Annotated in this window: 1 protein-coding gene; it reads right to left on the bottom strand. The window is 55.1% G+C overall.

Annotation, left to right across the window (positions count from 1 at the left end; translation table 11 throughout):
• Positions 1–1046 (bottom strand): type IV secretory system conjugative DNA transfer family protein (locus BM069_RS19580; RefSeq protein WP_139216265.1); only part of this gene is annotated, 1046 nt, incomplete at its 3' end.
• Between the last annotated feature and the right edge of the window lie 159 nt (positions 1047–1205).

Below are 1205 nucleotides of genomic sequence, written 5' to 3'. Positions count from 1 at the left end.
CACAGCTTCACATCATAACCCGCCATAAGACCCGCAGAGGCTTCAATCAGGCGCATGTGGCCGAGGGTTGGAAATTCTTCGAGGACGAAAAGCACAGGGCGCCTCGTGGCGTTTTCCGTGCGTTCGAGTGCGGTCATGGCTTGCGTCAGCACAGCCCGCAACCATCGAAAATGCGTTCCCATCCGTGAGGAAGGCAAGACGAGATAGATCGTCGTGGGTTTCCGTTTCAAAGCCCGCATTGAGGTCAAACCCTGCTCCGCCAGATGTTCCCGCATGGGGATGGAGTCGAGGAAGGACGTTTGTTCAATTGCGGTTGAGATGATCGACCCGCGTTCGCTTTTTGGTTTGCCGGCCATTGTGCTACCCATGCCGGCCAGAACGCCGTCGAAGGCGTCTTCTTTGGTCATTGCCTCGAAATGATCAGCCAAGGCCAGAGGCGCACCCGCAGGGGCCTTCTTTTCGCGTTCGGCAGGTGAAGTCAGCAACGCCCTTACATCGACCAGAGAGGCGTCCTGTGGCCGTCTGTGGAGAGCATAGAGGCACAGCCCACGGATTAGGTTTTTGGCCGACATAGACCAGTGGTCGTTTGTACGCCCGTCAGACGTGATGAGCGCATCGGCCAAGGTCGAGGCGTCGTCCACCACATCCCGCGGACCACCCGCCCGCAATTCGTCCAACGGATTGAACGAGGCGCGAAATTTTTCAGCCTCGCCCGTCACTTCGCCAAAGGGGTCGAGGATGAAAACATCCTGCCCCATTTTTGCACGGTGCAAGGCGGTGTTTGTTGCCAGTTCGCCTTTTGGATCAACCACCATGGCCGAGCCGTCCCACGTGAGCAAATTGGACATGAGCGAGGTGGCAGATTTGCCCGCCCGCGATCCTGCAATTGTCACCACATGGCGGTTATCATCCACGCCTATGGTGCGCCCATCCTTGGTGCGACCGAGGAAAATTCGTCCATCTTTCATCACAAAATCATCATCGCTCAATCGGGCAGGGTTCATCCATGAAGCGGATGGATTTTCTGGGCGGATGTATGGAGCCATGAGCGCGTATTCCTTGGGTGCAAATAAGCGTTAAGTTTGCGTTTATATTTATACGATAGAATTTAGAGTAGCGAGATATGTTTTTACTATGTAAAAACCTCGGTCATGGGGTCTAACGCCACCCCCTAACAACCCAGCTGGTGAAAGGAGCACATGTCA

Source organism: Shimia haliotis, from assembly GCF_900114415.1.
Lineage (GTDB): Bacteria > Pseudomonadota > Alphaproteobacteria > Rhodobacterales > Rhodobacteraceae > Shimia > Shimia haliotis.
The sequence above is the reverse complement of the archived record's forward strand: the minus strand, read 5'-3'. Positions and strand labels throughout refer to the sequence as shown.